At 74.0% G+C, this 14,640-nt stretch carries 9 protein-coding genes; 3 read left to right on the forward strand and 6 right to left on the reverse strand.

Features of this window, described 5'->3' with window-relative positions:
* Positions 1-5 precede the first annotated feature (5 nt).
* Together ACT80S_RS01705 and ACT80S_RS01710 are read left to right on the forward strand one after the other, a co-directional pair.
* Complete coding sequence (locus ACT80S_RS01705) at positions 6-2,099, forward strand: copper-transporting P-type ATPase (RefSeq protein ID WP_377412614.1); 2,094 nt, start codon at positions 6-8, stop codon at positions 2,097-2,099.
* Positions 2,100-2,224: 125 nt separating this feature from the next.
* Positions 2,225-2,773, forward strand: a complete 549-nt coding sequence (locus ACT80S_RS01710) for a hemerythrin domain-containing protein (protein ID WP_377411813.1) — start codon at positions 2,225-2,227, stop codon at positions 2,771-2,773.
* 91 nt (positions 2,774-2,864) lie between these two features.
* On the opposite strand, the gene ACT80S_RS01715 is transcribed toward ACT80S_RS01710, so the two are convergent.
* The 6 genes from ACT80S_RS01715 to ACT80S_RS01740 all read right to left on the reverse strand — a co-directional run bounded on the left by ACT80S_RS01715 (position 2,865) and on the right by ACT80S_RS01740 (position 11,754).
* On the reverse strand, positions 2,865-3,527 hold the full coding sequence (locus ACT80S_RS01715) for a DsbA family oxidoreductase (protein WP_377411815.1): 663 nt from the start codon (positions 3,525-3,527) through the stop codon (positions 2,865-2,867).
* A 19-nt stretch (positions 3,528-3,546) separates the two neighbouring features.
* Complete coding sequence (locus tag ACT80S_RS01720; RefSeq protein ID WP_377411817.1) at positions 3,547-4,542, reverse strand: SDR family oxidoreductase; 996 nt, start codon at positions 4,540-4,542, stop codon at positions 3,547-3,549.
* Positions 4,543-4,608: 66 nt separating this feature from the next.
* Positions 4,609-6,681: a hybrid sensor histidine kinase/response regulator gene (locus ACT80S_RS01725; RefSeq protein WP_377411819.1), complete on the reverse strand. Its 2,073-nt coding sequence runs from the start codon at positions 6,679-6,681 to the stop codon at positions 4,609-4,611.
* 125 nt (positions 6,682-6,806) lie between these two features.
* Positions 6,807-7,766 (reverse strand): alpha-E domain-containing protein, encoded by a 960-nt coding sequence (locus ACT80S_RS01730; RefSeq protein WP_377411821.1) that lies wholly within the window; start codon positions 7,764-7,766, stop codon positions 6,807-6,809.
* A 21-nt stretch (positions 7,767-7,787) separates the two neighbouring features.
* A complete protein-coding gene (locus ACT80S_RS01735) occupies positions 7,788-9,260 on the reverse strand; it encodes a circularly permuted type 2 ATP-grasp protein (RefSeq protein WP_377411824.1) in 1,473 nt (490 codons plus the stop codon).
* Between the two features lie 97 nt (positions 9,261-9,357).
* A complete protein-coding gene (locus ACT80S_RS01740; protein ID WP_377411826.1) occupies positions 9,358-11,754 on the reverse strand; it encodes a DNA internalization-related competence protein ComEC/Rec2 in 2,397 nt (798 codons plus the stop codon).
* Between the two features lie 95 nt (positions 11,755-11,849).
* Here ACT80S_RS01740 and ACT80S_RS01745 point away from each other — a divergent pair, with 95 nt between their 5' ends.
* Complete coding sequence (locus ACT80S_RS01745; RefSeq protein ID WP_377411828.1) at positions 11,850-14,615, forward strand: ATP-binding protein; 2,766 nt, start codon at positions 11,850-11,852, stop codon at positions 14,613-14,615.
* Positions 14,616-14,640 lie beyond the last annotated feature (25 nt).

A 14,640-nucleotide genomic window follows, 5' to 3' on the forward strand; every position in this document is an offset into this window, starting at 1 on the left:
GCCCGATGCATCCGCAGGTGCGCCAGGCGGAGCCGGGGTCCTGCCCGATCTGCGGGATGGCCCTGGAGCCTGTGATCGCCACGGGCGGGGCCGGCGAGAGCGCCGAGCTGCGGGACATGACGCGGCGTTTGCGGATCGGCCTGACGCTCACGCTGCCGGTGTTCGCCCTGGAGATGGGAGGCCACCTGTTCGACATCGGCCACCGGGTGCCGGCGCAGGCCGCCAGCTGGGTCCAGATGCTCCTGGCAACACCCGTCGTCCTCTGGGCCGGCTGGCCCTTCTTCGAGCGCGCCCGGGCCTCGCTGGTCCACCGCAGCCTGAACATGTTCACGCTGATCGCCCTGGGCAGCGGCGCCGCCTGGGCCTACAGCATGGCCGGCACCCTCGCCCCCGGCCTGTTTCCCCCGCCGCTGCGCGGGCCCGGGGGCGCGGTGGCCGTGTACTTCGAGGCGGCCGCCGTCATCACGGTGCTGGTGCTGCTGGGGCAGGTGCTGGAGCTGCGGGCGCGCGAGAAGACCTCGGGCGCCATCCAGGCGCTGCTGGCCCTGGCGCCCCGGACGGCGGTGCGCGTGGCGTCCGGCGGCCCGGACCAGACCGTGGCCATCGAGACGCTGCAGGTGGGCGACCTGCTGCGCGTGCGCCCGGGCGAGAAGGTGCCGGTGGACGGCGAAGTCACCGAGGGCAGGGGCACGGTGGACGAGTCCATGGTGACCGGCGAGCCGATGCCGGTGGCCAAGGCGCCAGGCGCCAAGGTCACCGCCGGAACGATGAACCAGACCGGGGGCTTCGTCATGCGCGCCGAGAAGGTCGGCGCGGACACCCTGCTCTCGCAGATCGTGCACATGGTGGCGGCGGCGCAGCGAAGCCGGGCGCCGATCCAGCGCATGGCCGACCAGGTCTCGGCCTGGTTCGTGCCCGCGGTGATCGGGGTGGCCCTCGTGACCTTCGCGGCCTGGCTGGTGGCGGGGCCGGCGCCCGCGCTGTCGCATGCCCTCGTCACGTCGGTGGCGGTGCTGATCATCGCCTGCCCCTGCGCGCTGGGGCTGGCCACGCCCATGTCCATCATGGTCGGCGTGGGCCGGGGCGCGCAGCACGGCGTGCTGGTTCGCGACGCCGAGGCCCTGGAGCGCCTGGAGAAGGTGGACACGCTGGTGGTGGACAAGACCGGCACCCTCACCGAGGGGCGGCCCAGGGTCGTCCACATCGAGGCGGCGGCCGGCTTCGCCGCCGAGGACCTGCTTCGCAAGCTGGCCAGCGTCGAGCGCGCCAGCGAGCACCCGCTGGCCCTGGCCGTGGTCCAGGAGGCGCAGGCGCGCCGGCTGGCGCTCCCGGACGCGCAGGCCTTCGACTCCCCCTTGGGCAAGGGCGTGCTCGGCACGGTGGAAGGCGTGGCCGTCCTGTGCGGCGGCGCCCGGTTCCTCGCCGAGCGCGGGGTGGACGCCGCGCCGCTGCAGCCGGCCGCGGAGGCGCAGCGCGCCCGGGCCGCCACCGTGGTCTTCGTGGCCCTGGACGGCCGGCTCGCCGGCTTCGTCGCCATTGCCGACCCGGTCAAGGCCACCACCCCGGCGGCCCTGCAGGGCCTGCGCGACGCCGGGGTGCGCATCGTCATGCTCACCGGCGACGGCAGGACCACGGCCGAGGCGGTGGGCCGCGAGCTGGGCATCGACGAGGTGGTGGCGGAGGTCTTCCCCGAGGACAAGGCCCGCATCGTGCAGCGCCTGCGCGGCGAGGGCCGCGTGGTGGCCATGGCCGGCGACGGCGTCAACGACGCGCCGGCGCTGGCCGCCGCCGAGGTCGGCATCGCCATGGGCACGGGCACCGACGTCGCGATGGAGAGCGCGGGGGTGACCCTGCTCCATGGCGACCTGCTGGGGATCGTGCGCGCGCGCCGCCTTTCACGGGCCACGATGCGCAACATCCGGCAGAACCTGTTCCTGTCCTTCGCCTACAACGTGGCCGGCATTCCGCTGGCCGCAGGGCTGCTGTACCCCTCCTTCGGGCTGCTGCTGTCGCCGGTGGTGGCGGCGGCGGCGATGGCGCTGTCGTCGGTCAGCGTCATCGCCAATGCCTTGAGGCTGCGCCATCTCCAGGTGGGTTGAATGGCTCCATCCGTCCCGCCCTGCACCCGTCGACTTCCCCCTGGCAGGGCGAGCGGCCGTGGATCCACGACCCGCCGCCCGCAGGGATCGCAGACCCCCATCAACCCCCGAGAAGGAGGCGTCCCATGAGCCGCGCCATCGACGACCTGCGCCATGAACACGAGGCCATCCTGGCCGCCCTGCGAATCCTGGAGCGCTTCGAACAGCGTGCCGCCGCCGGCCAGCCGCTCGACACCGCCGACCTGGCCTCCTTCCTGGGCTTCCTGCAGGAGTTCGCCGACAAGTGCCACCACGGCAAGGAGGAAGGCATCCTGTTTCCCGCCCTGGTGGGGGCGGGCCTTCCCGCGCAGGGCGGGCCCGTCGGCGCGCTGCTCGACGAACACGCGCAGGGGCGCGACTGGATCGCCCGGATGGCGGCCAGCCTGGCGCCCGCGCTGGACCCGGCACGCTTCGCCGAGGCGGCGCGCGGCTACCGCGAGCTGCTGCAGGCGCACATCCGCAAGGAGAACGAGGAGCTGTTCCCGATGGCCGAGGAGATGCTGGGCCCCGACACGATGGACCGCCTCTTCGAGCGCTTCGAGGCGCACGAGGCACAGGTCATCGGGGAGGGCCGCCATGAGCAGCTCCACGCGCTGCTCAAGGGGTTGTGGGCCAAGTACCTGGCTGCGGCCTGACCCGCTCAGGGGCCAGGGTTCCAGCCACCGCCCTGCCCGCCTCAGCCAGCCACCGCCCTGCCCGCCTCAGCCGGCCACCGCCCTGCCCGCCTCAGCCGGCCGCTGCCTGCCCCGCGATCTGCCGCAGCGCCTGCTCGTAGGCCTGCGCCGGCTGCCCGCCCTGGATCAGGTACTGGTCGTTCACGATCACCGAGGGCACGGCGGTGATGCCGGCCTGGGCGTAGAACTGCTGCTGCCGGCGCACGTCGGCCGCATGCGCGTCGCTCTCCACCACCGCGCGCGCGCCGGCCTCGTCCAGGCCCGCGGCGCGGGCCGCGGCCAGCAGCACCTCGGGCGCGGCGGGGTTCTCCGCGCGGCCGAAGTAGGCCTCCAGCAACGCCCGCTTCAGGCGGTGCTGCGCATCGCCGCCCTGCTCGCCCGCCCAGTGCAGCAGGCGGTGCGCGTCGAAGGTGTTCCAGGTGCGGCCCCGGCCCTCGGCGCGGAACTCGAAGCTCGCCGCCGCGGCGCGCTCGCGGATCCCCTGCCAGTTGGCCGCCTGCTGCTCGGGGGTGGCGCCGTACTTGCGCTGCAGGTGCTCCACGATGTCCTCGCCCTCGGGCGGCATCTGCGGATTGAGCTGGAACGGCTGGAAGTGCAGCTCCGCCTCCACCTCCCCCTGCAGTCGCTGCAGCGCCTGCTCCAGGCCACCGAGGCCGACGGCGCACCAGGGGCACACCACGTCGGAGACGAAATCGATCTTGAGTCGTGAGGTCATGCGCCGATGGTAGGCCCGATCACGACGCCCCCACCGAGCCCGTGACCGGCAGCACCAGCCCGGTGATGTAGCTGGCGCAGCAGGGCGCGGCCAGGAAGACATAGGCCGGCGAGAGTTCCTCGGGCTGGGCGGGCCGCTTCATGTCGGTGGACTGGCCGAACTTCGCGACCGCCCCGGCCTCGCGGTCCGCCGGGTTCAGCGGCGTCCACACCGGCCCCGGCGCCACGCAGTTGACCCGCACGCCCTGGTCGACCAGGCTGCGCGCCAGCGACAGCGTGAAGGCATGGATCGCGCCCTTGGTCGCCGCGTAATCCAGCAGCTCGCCGCTGCCGCGCAGGCCCACCACCGAACCGGTGTTGATGATGGAGGCGCCGCGCTGCAGGTGGGGCACGGCCGCCCGGGCCATGTAGAAGTAGCCGCAGACGTTGGTGCGCAGGGTCTCCTCCAGGCGCTCGTCGCTCACGTCGGCGATGGCATGCGCGTGCAGCTGGAAGGCGGCGTTGTTCACGAGGATGTCCAGGTGGCCGAAGGCCTCGAGGGTGCGCGCCACCGCCTCCCGGCAGAAGGCCGAGTCGGTCACGTCGCCCGGGATCAGCTCGCAGCGCCGGCCCTCGGCCTCGACGTAGCGCTTCGTCTCCTGCGCGTCGTCGTGCGAGGCGAGGTAGACGATGGCCACGTCGCAGCCCTCGCGCGCATACAGCACCGCCACCGCACGGCCGATGCCGGAGTCGCCGCCGGTGACCAGGGCGGCCATGCCCTCGAGCTTGCCGCTGCCGCGGTAGTCGGGGGCGAGGAAGCGCGGCTTGAGTTCCATGTCCGCCTCCTGCGCCGGCCGCGGCAGGTGCTGCGCGGGCAGCTGCTCGGGCTGCGGCTGCGGGCCGGCCTGCACCGCCCGCGGCTCGCGCGGGCCCTCGCCTGCCTGCTCCTGCCGGCGCGCCTGCGCGCGGCCCTGGTCCTTCTCGTCCTGCTGGCGCTGCAGCTCGCGCTGGCGCTCGATGCCGGGCTTGTCCTTCATGGCGACCTCCTTGCGATATGTCGACGCGGATGCCGACGGGAATGTCGGCGGGAATGCCGGTGGGAGTCAGACCGCCGCCGCCAGGTCCAGCAGCCGCTGCGGCTCGACGGGCTTGGTCCAGTGCTGGTCGAACCCGGCCTCGGCGGCCAGGCGCTTGTCCTGCGCCTGGCCCCAGCCGGTGAGCGCGATCAGCCGCGGCTGGCGCACGCCCGCCAGCTGGCGGATGCGCCGCGCGGCCTCGTAGCCGCTGATGTCGGGCAGGCCGATGTCCAGCAGCACCACGTCGGGCCGGAAGCTGCGCGCGTGCTCCACGGCCTGCTCGCCGTCATGCACCACGTCGACCTCGCAGCCGGACATGGACAGCAGGTCCGCCACGGTGCTGGCGGCATCGATGTTGTCGTCGACGACGAGCACGCGCCGGGCGGCAGGCGTCGCGGGCGCGTCGGGGGCAGCGGCCGGCGGCGCTTGCGCGTCGGCCTCCCGGGCCGGCGCCGGCCCGCGGGCCAGCCGCGGCAGCCACACGACGAACTCGCTGCCGCGGCCCGGCCCCTCGCTGCGCGCCTCGACCCGCCCGCCGTGCAGGCGCACCAGGCCGTCCACCAGCGACAGCCCGATGCCCAGGCCGCCCTGGCGGCGCTCGTCCTGCTGCGGCACCTGGGTGAACATCCCGAACACCCGCCGCAGCATCGCCGGCTCGATGCCGGCGCCGTTGTCGCGGACGCGCACCACCAGCTGCTCGCCCTGCGCCTCCACCGCCACCTCGATGCGCCCGCCATGCCGCGTGTACCGCGCCGCGTTGTTCAGGAGGTTGGCGAAGACCTGCGCCAGGCGTGCCGGGTCCGCCAGCAGCTCGGTGGGCTCGTTGGTGAAGGACAGCACCAGCTGGTGGTGCGCCGCCTCGATGTGGGGCCGGCTCATCTCCAACGCCGTGGCCAGCACCGGGAGCAGGCTGGTCGGCTCCTTCTTCAGCTCCAGCTTGCCGGTGGCGATGCGCGAGACATCGAGCAGGTCGTCGACCAGCCGCGAGAGCTGGCCGACCTGGCGCTCGATCATCGAGCCCACCTGCTCCACGCGGCCCCGGTCGCCGGGCACGCGCAGCAGGATGGACAGCCCGTTGCGGATCGGCGCGAGCGGGTTGCGCAGCTCGTGGGCGAGCGTGGCCAGGAACACGTCCTTGGCCCGGTCGGCTTCCTGCAGGGCGCGCAGCAGGCGGGCGTTCTGCAGGGCGACGGCGGCGCGGCGCGCGAGGTCGGCGGCCAGGGCCAGGTCGGCCTCGCCGTAGGTGCGCTGCGATTCGGCGGTGGCGAAGCTCAGGACGCCCAGCGCCTGGCCATGCGCCACCAGAGGCGCCGCGATGTACGAGTGCAGGCCCAGCGCCAGCACCGCCTCGCGCCGCTCGGTCGAGGGCATGGCCTGCGCCAGCACCTCGCGCGTGAGCCGCGGCACGAGCACCGGCTGCCGGGTCCGCAGCACATGCCAGGTCCCGCCCCGGGTCTGCGGGTCGGGCGGGAGGCGCTCATGCAGCGCCACCACCTGCGCCCGGCGGGTCGGGTCGCCGTGCGCGAAGGCGACCCGGCGCAGCTGGCCGTCGGCCTCGAGCACGTCCACCGAGCAATAGTCGGCGAAATGCGGCACGGAGAAGTGGGCGATGCGCTCCAGCGTGGAAGGCACGTCGGTGATCTCGGCCAGGGCCTCGCTGGCGCGGGCCAGGAACTGCAGGTCCAGGGCCTGCTGGCGCTGCTCGGTGCGGTCCCGCACGATCTTGAGGAAGCCGCGCACCTGCCCGTCATCGCCGAGCAGCCGCATCATTTCGCCGGAGGCCCAGAAGCGGCTGCCGTCCTTGCGCAGGTGCCAGCGCTCGTTGATGGCGCGGCCGTCCTTCAGGGCCAGCGCGCACTCGCGCCCGGGCACGCCGGCCTCCCGGTCCTCGGGCAGGAACAGCCGCTCCACGCCCTGCCCGAGCATCTCCGCCTCGCTCCAGCCGGTGATGCGCTGCGCGCCCAGGTTCCAGCTGGTCACGCAGGCGTCCTTCGTCAGGGCGACGATGGCGTAGTCGATCGCGCTGGCGACGATCTGCCAGTAGTGGCCCTCGGGCAGCGGCCCGGTCGGCGGGGGTGGGGGTGCAGCGGGGTCGGACATGGCCTGCCTCGCCAGCGTGACGCACAGCGGGCTCAGGCTCCCAGCGTAGTCACAAACCCCGCCGCGGGAGTGTCAGCGGGCGGCGGGTCCCCGCATCGGCGGCAACTTGCGTTGCCGGATGTGGCTCAGGCGAGGGCCGGGACGAGGAAATCGCGGCTGATGCGCACGCCCAGCTCGTTCACGCGGTCCAGGAACTGCGTGAGGAAGGCGTGCAGGCCGGTGGCCAGGATCTCCTCGATGTTGCCGTACTGCACCTCGGCGCGCAGGCGGCCGGCGCGGCGCTGGGTCTCGGCGGACTGGTCGTTGGTGATCATGGCCAGGTTGGCCACCACCTCGTTCATGCTGGCGTGCAGCGAGCGCGGCATGTCCGGGCGCAGGATCAGGAGCTCGGCGACGCGCTCGGGCGTGATCACGTCGCGGTAGACCTTGCGGTAGATCTCGAAGGCGGAGACCGAGCGCAGGATCGCGCTCCAGTGGTAGAAGTCGTACTCCTGGTCCTGCTGCGTGGCGGCGCCGAAGAAGTCGCTGTGCACGGCGTGGAACTTCACGTCCACCAGGCGCGCGGTGTTGTCGGCGCGCTCGAGGAAGGTGCCCAGGCGCATGAAGTGCAGGGCCTCGTCCATCAGCATGGTGCCCACCGTCACGCCGCGCGAGAGGTGCGAGCGGAACTTGACCCACTCGAAGAACTGGCCCGGGTCCTTCTCGAACTCGCCGGCGCGGATCATGCGGTTCACCTCCAGCCAGGTCTGGTTCTGGGTTTCCCAGACCTCGGTGGTGAGCGAGCCGCGCACGGCCCGGGCGTTCTCCCGGGCGGCGCGCAGGCAGGAGATGATGGACGACGGGTTGGCCTCGTCCTTGACCATGAACTCCATCACCGCCTGCGGCGTGATCTCGCCGTGCCTGGCCTGGTAGGCCGGCACCAGCTCGCTGATGGACAGCAGGCCCTTCCACCCGAGCTGGGCGACGGCGGCCGACTGCGGCAGCAGCGAGGTCTGGTAATTCACGTCCAGCATGCGGGCGGTGTTCTCGGCGCGCTCGGTGTAGCGCGACATCCAGAACAGGTGGTCGGCAGTGCGTGACAGCATGGGGGGCCTCCTTGTCGTTCTTCAGTCTTCCAGGATCCAGGTGTCCTTGGTGCCGCCGCCCTGCGACGAGTTGACCACCAGGGAGCCTTCCTTGAGCGCCACGCGGGTGAGGCCGCCCGGCACCATCTGCACCTGCCGGCCCGAGAGCACGAAGGGACGCAGGTCGATGTGGCGCGGCGCGATGCCGCTGTCCACGAAGGTGGGGCAGGACGACAGGCTCAGCGTGGGCTGGGCGATGTAGCCGTCGGGCTTGGCCTCCACCGCCTTGCGGAAGTCCTCGATCTCCTGCTTCGTCGAGGCCGGGCCGACCAGCATGCCGTAGCCGCCGGCGCCATGGACCTCCTTGACCACCAGGTCCTTGAGGTTCGCCAGGATGTACTTCAGGTCCTCGGGGTTGCGGCCCATGAAGGTGGGCACGTTGCTCAGGATCGGCTTCTCGCCCAGGTAGAACTCGATCATCTTCGGCACGTAGGGGTAGATGGACTTGTCGTCCGCCACGCCGGTGCCGATGGCGTTGCAGATGCTCACGTTGCCCGCCGCGTAGGCATCCACCAGGCCGTGGCAGCCGAGGGTGGAGTTGGGGCGGAAGACGGCGGGGTCGAGGAAGTCGTCGTCCACGCGGCGGTAGATCACGTCCACGCGGCGCGGGCCGCGGGTGGTACGCATGTAGACGTAGCGGTCCTTGACGAACAGGTCCTGGCCCTCGACCAGCTCCACCCCCATCTGCTGCGCCAGGAAGGCGTGCTCGAAGTAGGCGCTGTTGTACATGCCGGGGGTGAGCACCACCACCGTCGGGTCGTTGGCGCCGGGCTGGGCCGAGGCGCGCAGCGTCTCCAGCAGCAGGTCCGGGTAGTGCATGACCGGGGCCACGCGGTGCTGGCTGAACAGGTCGGGGAACAGCCGCATCATCATGCGGCGGTCTTCCAGCATGTAGCTCACGCCGGAGGGCACGCGCAGGTTGTCCTCGAGCACGTAGTACTCGCCCTCGCCCTGGGCATTGGGCGCACGCACGATGTCCACGCCGGCGATGTGCGAGTAGACCCGGTGCGGGGTGTAGACACCCATCATCTCCTTGCGGAACTGGGCGTTGTTCAACACCTGCTCGGCGGGGATGACGCCGGCCTTGAGGATCTCCTGGTCGTGGTAGACGTCGTGCAGGAAGCGGTTCAGGGCGGTGACGCGCTGGACCAGGCCCCTTTCCATGCAGCGCCACTCGTGGGCGGGGATGATGCGGGGGATCAGGTCGAAGGGAATCAGGCGCTCGGTGCCCGAGCCGTCCTCGTCCTTCGCGCCGTAGACCGCGAAGGTGATGCCGACGCGGCGGAAGATCATCTCCGCCTCCTCGCGCCGGGCCTGCATCACCTCCTGCGGCTGGCGGGCGAGCCAGCGGGCATAGGCCTCGTAGTGCGGGCGGACGGCGTCGATGGACCCGTCCTTGAATGCGACCGCGCCGGTGCCGGGCAGGCGCGCGAGCATTTCGTCAAATCTCTGCATGCGCTAACAACTCCTCGCAGCAGGTTAGCAATATCCGGGCCGCCTCCGGTTGATCCAGGTCGCGCGCCGGGGATGCCGCCCCGTCGCGCCGCGGTTCTCAGGGCCGGTGCTGCCAGTATCGTCGCGACTGGTTGCGCTCGCATCCCACCTGCCCCGGCCGGGCCGAACTCCAGCGCGCCGCGCCGCAGGCCGGGGTGGCGACCACCTCGATGCCGCGTGCCTCGTAGCGCGCCACCACCGCAGGTGCCGGGTGGCCGAAGCGGTTGCGCCAGCCCGCCTGCACCAGCGCCAGCCTGGGCCGGGCCGCGTCGAGGAAGCCGGGCGTGGACGATGTCTTGCTGCCATGGTGCGGCACCAGCAGCAGGTCCACCGGGGTGATGGCGCCGTCGGCCAGCAGGCGGCGCTCCTGCGGCGCCTCGATGTCGCCGGCCAGCAGGGCCGACCCGCCCGCCCCCTGCACCCGCAGCACGCAGCTCAGGGCATTGGGCGGCTGGCCCGGGTGCGCGTAGTCGGCGGCCCGCGGGTGCAGGAACTCGAACACGACGCCGTCCCAGGCCCAGCGCTGGCCGGCCTCGCAGCGCACCGGCGCATGGGCCTGCGCCAGCGGGTGCTCCGGTTCGACCGAGCTGTGCAGCCGGGCCTGCGGCTGCTGCGCCAGCACCGAGGGGGCGCCGCCGCTGTGGTCGCTGTCACGGTGGCTCACCACCACCACGTCCAGCCGCTCGCCCAGCGCCCGCAGCAGCGGCACCAGCACCCGGTGGCCGGCATCGCCCTCGGCGCTGTAGCGGGGGCCGGTGTCATAGAGCAGCGAATGGCGCGCGGTGCGCACCAGCACCGCGTTGCCCTGGCCGATGTCCGCCGCGAGCAGTTCCACCTCGCCCGGTGCCGGACGGGCCGGCTGCCACAGCAGCACCGGCAGCAGCAGCGGCAAGCCCAGGGCCCGCAGCGACAGGGGCAGCCGCAGCACCAGCAGCAGCCCGCCCAGCAGGGCCGCCGCGGCCAGCGGCAGCGGCGGCGCGGCCACCGAGAGCACGGCCAGGGGCACCGAGGCCAGCACCTGCAGCACGGCCAGCAGGGCCTGCACCGCCCAGGCCCCGGCGGACCACAGCCCCGGCCACAGCGCCCCGCCCAGGGCCAGCGGCGTGACCACCAGGGTCACCCAGGGGATGGCCGCCAGGTTGGCCAGCAGGCCCACCAGCGAGAGCTGCCCGAACAGCAGCAGGCCCAGCGGCGCCAGGGCCACCGTGACCACCGCCTGCTCGCGCAGCAGGGCGCGGGCCCGGCCCGGGAGGGAGGCGGCCGGCGGCGCGGTTCCGTCCCCGTCCCCGGTGGCGAACAGCACGCCCACCGCGACGAAGCTGAGCCAGAAGCCCGGCTGCAGCAGGGCCCAGGGGTCGACCGTCACCACCACCGCCGCGACCAGCGCCCAGGTGCGCGGCCAGGGCCAGCGCCGGCCGGCCAGCCGCAGCGCGGCCACCGTGGCCAGCATCCAGACAGTGCGCTGCGACGGCACGCCGCCGCCGCTGAAGGCGGCGTACAGCGCCGCCAGCGCCACCCCGCCGGCCAGGGCCGCCGAGGGCGCGGGCCAGGCCAGGCAGAGCCGGCCGCTGCGCCGCCACAGCGCGCCCACGGCGGCCGCGGCGGCCCAGGCGAACATCGTCACGTGGAGGCCCGAGATGCTGACGAGGTGGGCCACGCCGGTGGCGCGGAACAGGTCCCACCCGGCGCGGTCGATGGCGGCCTGGTCGCCCACGGCCAGCGCGGCGAGCACGCCGGCCTCGGCGGGCGCCGCCACATGCGCCAGCAGCGCGTCGCGCACCGACTGGCGCGCCCGCTCCAGGTCGTGGCGGTGGGTGCGGCCCAGCCGGCGCGCGGGCGTGCCGGGGCCGTCGCGCACGTAGCCGGTGGCCTGCAGGCCCTGCGACCAGAACCACAGCTCGGCGTCGCCGCCATGGGGGTTGCGCGCGCCATGCGGCGCCTTCAGCCGTACGGTGAATTCCCAGCGGTCCCCGGCTACGGGCAATTCCGCCGGGCCAGGCACCGCCGTGGTGCGCGCCGCATACGAACGTTCATACCAGGACAGCAACATGCGCGGCGGCAGGCGCACCGCCTCGGTGCCCCGCCAGGCCGCCTCGGGGGCGAACACGAAGCGCGGGCCCAGCTCCCCCGGTTGGGGCATCGCCGCCACCACGCCCACCACCCGCAGGTCGCGGCCCTGCAGGTCCGCGGGCAGGGCCCGGGCCTCGAAGGCGCAGGCGCGCAGGCCGGTGATACCGAAGGCCAGGCCCGCGAAGCCGGCGAGCAACAGGGCGCCTGCGCACCCCGGCCAGCGCGCGGCCGGGGCCGCCCGGATCGCCAGGACCGCCAGCAGCAGCCCGCCCGCCCCGGCCAGCAGGTAGGCCCAGGCCTCCCACAGCAGCGGCTGCCGCAGCTGCAGGGCAGGACCCAGCAGCAACCCGCCCAGCACCCATCCCGCGCGTCCCGTCGATGGCATGGCCCTCCCCTGTCCCGGCAGGCCCGGGGCGGCCGAAGAATACCGGGCCCCGCGCGAAAACAGATCCCTTTTTCCTAACCGACGGACCACCGCCCATGCCAGCCGCGCCCCGCGCCCAGCCGCTGAAGGTCATCCTCGCGGGCAGCGATGCCCAGGACCGTGAATGGGTCGGCGAGCTCCTGCGCAGCGGGGCCGCCCGCGCCTGCGCCATCCACCCGGCCGCCGACGGCGAGCAGGCGCTGCACCTGGCGCGCAGCGAACCCTGCGGGGCGCCGCCCGGCCACCTGCTGCTGGCCGCGCCACTGGCCGGCACCGACCCGCTGGACCTGGTCGCCCGCCTCGCCGGCGACGGCGGGGTCACCGCGTGCCCGGTGGTGGTCATCACGCCCGGCACCGGCCGCGAGCTGGGCCCGCGCCTGCTGCGCGCCGGCGCGCAGGACTACATCGGCGAGGGCTGGCTCAGCCCCTACGTGCTGGCCCGCGCGGTCGACAACGCCCTGGTGCGCTGGTCCATGGAGCAGGAGCTGCGCGAGCGCGACGCCGCCCTGCAGCGCAGCGAGGCCTTCGCCCGGGGCGTGCTCAACTCCCTGCCCCAGCATGTGCTGGTCCTCGACGACGAGGGCGCGGTGCGGGCGGCCAACGAGTCCTGGGAGCGCTTCAGCCGGGACTGCCCCGGCGGCGGCCTGCCGGGGGCGCAGGTCGGGGCCAACTACCTCGAGGCCTGCCACCGCGCCGCCGCGTCGGGCGACGCCGGCGCCGGCGAGATCCTCCAGGCCCTGCGCGCCCTGCTCGCCGGCCAGGGCCAGGAGTGCGTGGTGGAGCACGCCCGCCCCTGCCCCGGCCAGCCGCCGCGCTGGTTCCTGATGCATGCGCGCCGGCCCTTCCACGGCCACGGCCTGATCCTCAGCCACGTGGACATCAGCGCGCGCAAGCAGGCCGAGGAGCAGCTGCGGCATGCCCAGCGCCTGACCCAGACCATCATCGACGGCGCCGGCGCGCTGGTCTTCGCCAAGGACCTGGAGGGCCGCTACTTCCTCACCAACCGCGCCTGGCGCGAGCGCATGGGGCTGACCGAGCAGCAGGCCCATGGCGCCACCGACGAGGCCGTCTTCGGCCCGCAGACCGCCGAGGCCCTGCGCCGCAACGACCGGCAGGTGCTGGCCTCGGGCCGGCTCATGGTCGCCGAGGAGACCACCTGGCTGCGGGGGCGGCCGGTGACCTACCTGTCGAGCAAGTTTCCGCTGGTCAACGAGGAGGGCCAGCCCTATGCGGTGTGCGGCGTGTCCACCGACGTCACCGAGCAGAAGCGGGTCGAGAAGCGCCTGGCCGGCCTGCTCGAGGAGGAGCGCCGCCACGCCCGCCTGCTGGCCCGCATGGCCGAGGCCGCGCGCCTGATGCACGCCAGCCTCTCGGCCGAGGAGATCGCCCATGTGCTCACGCAGCAGGCCCGCGAGATCCTGGGCGCGCAGCACGCCGCCACCTCGCTGGCGCCGGCCGGGCCGGGCGCGCGGGCGGTGGAGGCGCTCTCGCAGGCTGGCGACGAGGCGCCCGGCCCCGACGCCGCCCGCCTGGCCGCGTCCCTGGCCGGCCCCGGCGGCCAGGCCCTGGGGCAGGTGCGCCTGGCCGGCCGCCCCGGGGACCCCTTCGGCCCGGCGGACGAGGCGGTGCTGGTGCAGATGGCGGCCATCGCCTCCACCTGCCTGGACAACGCCCGCCTGGTCGCCTCGCTGCGCGAGGCCGACCACCGCAAGGACGAATTCCTCGCCACCCTGGCGCACGAGCTGCGCAACCCGCTGGCCCCGATCCGCAACGGCCTCGAGGTCCTGCGCCGCAGCGGCCAGCTCGCCGGCCCGGCGGCCCGGGCGCGGGACATGATGGAGCGCCAGCTCGCCCACATGGTCCGCCTGGTCGACGACCTGCTCGACGTCTCGCGCATCAGCCGAGGCAAGGTCGACCTGCGCATCGAGCGCATCACCCTGCAGGCGGTGCTGGAGAACGCGCTGGAGGCCAGCCGGCCGGCGCTCGAGGACAGCCGCCACCACCTGGCGCTGCAGGTGCCGCCCGAGCCGCTGTGGGTCGACGGCGACCTCACCCGCCTGGCCCAGGTCGTGAGCAACCTGCTCAATAACGCGGCCAAGTACACGCCGGCGGGCGGCCACATCGGCCTGTCGGCGCGTGACGAGGGCGGCCACGCCGCGGTGCGCGTCACCGACGACGGCACCGGCATCAGCGCCGAGATGCTGCCCCGGGTGTTCGACCTGTTCGCCCAGGCCGGCGGCACCCTGGCCCAGGCCCAGGGCGGCCTGGGCATCGGCCTGTCGCTGGTGCGCCAGCTGGTGGAACTGCACGGCGGCGAGGTGGGCGCGGAAAGCGCCGGGCTGGGCCAGGGCAGCCGCTTCACCGTACGCCTGCCGCTGGCCGCGCCGCCGGCAGCCGCCGCGCCTGCGCCGGCGACCGGAGCCGCCGGCGCGGGCGCCGGCACGGGCCGCCGCATCCTGGTGGTGGACGACAACGTCGACGGCGCGGAAAGCCTGGCGATGATGCTCTCGCTGTCCGGCCATGAGGTGCGAACCTGCCACGACGGCCCGGCGGCCCTGGCCCTGGCGCCGGGCTGGCGCCCCGAGGTGGTGCTGCTGGACATCGGCCTGCCCGGGCTGTCCGGCTACGAGGTGGCCCAGCGCCTGCGCGCCGGGCCGCTGGGCACCGCAGCGTTGCTGGTCGCGGTCACCGGCTGGGGCGCCGAGGACGACCAGCGCCGCGCCGCCGAGGCCGGCTTCGACCACCACCTGACCAAGCCGGTGGACATCGCGGCGCTGGAGTCGGTGCTGGCCCGGCGCCGGCAGCCTGCAGGCGCCGCCTGACGACACCCGCCGCCGGCCGCGGGCC

This window comes from Ramlibacter sp. MAHUQ-53, from assembly GCF_052600055.1.

Coding starts and splice junctions, on each gene's coding strand:
- ACT80S_RS01705 (WP_377412614.1), top strand. CDS start 6: ATGCATCCGCAGGTGCGCCAGGCGGAGCCGGGGTCCTGCCCGATCTGC.
- ACT80S_RS01710 (WP_377411813.1), top strand. CDS start 2,225: ATGAGCCGCGCCATCGACGACCTGCGCCATGAACACGAGGCCATCCTG.
- ACT80S_RS01715 (WP_377411815.1), bottom strand. CDS start 3,527: ATGACCTCACGACTCAAGATCGATTTCGTCTCCGACGTGGTGTGCCCC.
- ACT80S_RS01720 (WP_377411817.1), bottom strand. CDS start 4,542: ATGAAGGACAAGCCCGGCATCGAGCGCCAGCGCGAGCTGCAGCGCCAG.
- ACT80S_RS01725 (WP_377411819.1), bottom strand. CDS start 6,681: ATGTCCGACCCCGCTGCACCCCCACCCCCGCCGACCGGGCCGCTGCCC.
- ACT80S_RS01730 (WP_377411821.1), bottom strand. CDS start 7,766: ATGCTGTCACGCACTGCCGACCACCTGTTCTGGATGTCGCGCTACACC.
- ACT80S_RS01735 (WP_377411824.1), bottom strand. CDS start 9,260: ATGCAGAGATTTGACGAAATGCTCGCGCGCCTGCCCGGCACCGGCGCG.
- ACT80S_RS01740 (WP_377411826.1), bottom strand. CDS start 11,754: ATGCCATCGACGGGACGCGCGGGATGGGTGCTGGGCGGGTTGCTGCTG.
- ACT80S_RS01745 (WP_377411828.1), top strand. CDS start 11,850: ATGCCAGCCGCGCCCCGCGCCCAGCCGCTGAAGGTCATCCTCGCGGGC.